1 protein-coding gene is annotated in these 2,144 nt (G+C 69.9%); it reads left to right on the top strand.

The genetic code is table 11. From position 1 onward, the window contains the following. The first annotated feature begins 112 nt into the window (after nt 1–112). Complete coding sequence (locus ACFU53_RS47780; RefSeq protein ID WP_384006886.1) at nt 113–2,116, top strand: PA14 domain-containing protein; 2,004 nt, start codon at nt 113–115, stop codon at nt 2,114–2,116. Nucleotides 2,117–2,144: the final 28 nt, after the last annotated feature.

The raw sequence follows: 2,144 nt of genomic DNA, 5'->3' as shown, positions 1-2,144 counted from the left end.
CGATCAGCCATCGGCCCAGGCACCAGCACCAGCACCAGCACCAGCACCAGGCATCGGCACCCCCCAGCCACAGACATCAGCAGCCCAGGACCCAGGACCTCCGAGGACCTCAGTGACCCCACCCAGACGTACGACGGCCGCCACGGCGGCCGTCGTCGTGCTCGCGACCGCCGGCGCTCTGCTCGCCGCGACCGCCACGCCCGCGTCCGCCGCCGTGACGTGCGCCTCGCCCGTCTTCAAGCGGCAGTTCTTCGCGAACACCTCCTTCTCCGGCACCCCGAAGAAGACCGACTGCGACAGCGCCGTCGACGAGAACTGGAAGACGGGCGCCCCGGCATCCGGCCTGCCGAAGGACAACTTCGGCGTCCGCTGGTCCGTGACCCGCGACTTCGGCTCCGGCGGCCCCTTCGCGCTCTCCGTCTCCGGCCTGGACGGCATCCGGGTCTACGTCGACGGCGTACGCAAGGTCGACCTTTGGAAGAACGGCACGACGACCGTCTCCAAGACCGTCAACCTGACCATTCCCAAGGGCAAGCACACCCTCCGCGTCGACCACGTCCACTGGACCGGCTCCGCCAAGGTCAAGTTCACGTACGCGCCCCGGACTTCGGCCACGGTCGACAAGACCAAGCCACTCGCCCCGACCGGCCTGGCCGCCACGTACTCCGCCGCCACCCAGCAGACCAAGCTGACCTGGTCCAAGAACAAGGAGATGGACCTCGCCGGCTATCACGTCTACCGGCGGGTGGCCGTCACCGGCGCCTGGCGGGGGCTCCCTCCGGGGACCGCAGGGGCCACCGCCACTTCGTACACCGACACCCCGCCCGCGACCGGGGAGCAGTACGAGTACGCGGTAAGGGCGTACGACAAGGCCGGGGCCGGGAACGTCTCGGCCGAGTCCGCGCTCGTCACCGTCACCAGTTTCGCCGTGACCGCCCCGAACGGCTTCACCGTCACCGGCACCAACACCGGCCTCGACCTCTCCTGGGACGCGGTGCCCGGCGCGGTCGGCTATCGCGTGATCCGCGACACCACGGGCCAGAACACCGTCACCTGGAAGCTGACCGGCACCTCGCTGACCGACAACAGCGCGGCCCACAAAGTCGACTACCGGTACCGGGTCGCGGCGGTCGACGCCAGCGGCCGGACCGCCTACACCCCGGCCACGGTCGCGCGACGCCCGGTCTCCGCCCCCGTCAACCTCCGGGCGTTCCCGCAGAGCAGCGCGGTCACCCTGACCTGGCAGATGGACGAGGACTCGGACACCGGCGGGGACTACACGGGCTTCAAGATCTACCGGTACAGCACCCCGAGCATCGGCTGGGTCGAGCTGAGCCGCTGCACCCGGTACACGCGCATACTCGCCGACGGCACCATCCGGTACCAGTGCACGGACAACGCGCCGGACCCGGGCACCACCCACCGCTATGTGGTCACCGCCTACGACAAGACGGGCCAGGAATCGGTCCGGCCCGCCGAGGTGGTGGCCACCACGGCCACCGACGGACAGGGTCCGACGGCGCCGGCCGCCACGACCGCGACCGCCGAGGAGTGGGGCACGGTCCTGACGTGGGAGGCGGTGACCGACGGCGATCTCGACGAGTACTCGATCCGACGCGGCACGACCGTCGTCGACGGCGACTCCGTCAGCTGCGCCGATCCCGTGCATATCGGCTACGCCTACGTGAACGACACCTCGTACCAGGACGTCAACCTCGCGGACGGCGAGAAACTCTGCTACGTCGTACGGCCCATCGACTTCGCCGGAAACATCGGCGCCGGCACCACGGTCCACACCACCGAGCCGGATCTGCGGCCCACGGTGGAGACGCCCGCGGGGGCCACCCATGTGGCCTACGCGTATGTCAGGCCCTTCGGCGACAATGTGGAGATCACCTGGGGGTCCCCTGCGGGCACGGAGGACTACTACGGAGCCCGGGTCTCCCGCTGGAACCCGCAGACCGGCACCTTCAACCCGCTGCCCGAGTCCTCTCCGTACTACGACGAGAACGTGCCCACCGGGACGACCCTGTGGTACCAGGTCGTCTGCAAACGTGCCGACGGCAGCCTCTCGCTGCCGGCCCTCACGGGTGTGGCCGTGCCGCCGGTGTCCTGAACCAGTCTGAAGGGGCGGCACCGGATGC

The sequence above is a fragment of the Streptomyces sp. NPDC057474 genome, from assembly GCF_042802555.1.
In the GTDB taxonomy this organism is placed as follows: domain Bacteria; phylum Actinomycetota; class Actinomycetes; order Streptomycetales; family Streptomycetaceae; genus Streptomyces.
Note: the sequence above shows the minus strand (reverse complement) of the source record. Positions and strands in the feature narration are given on the sequence as shown.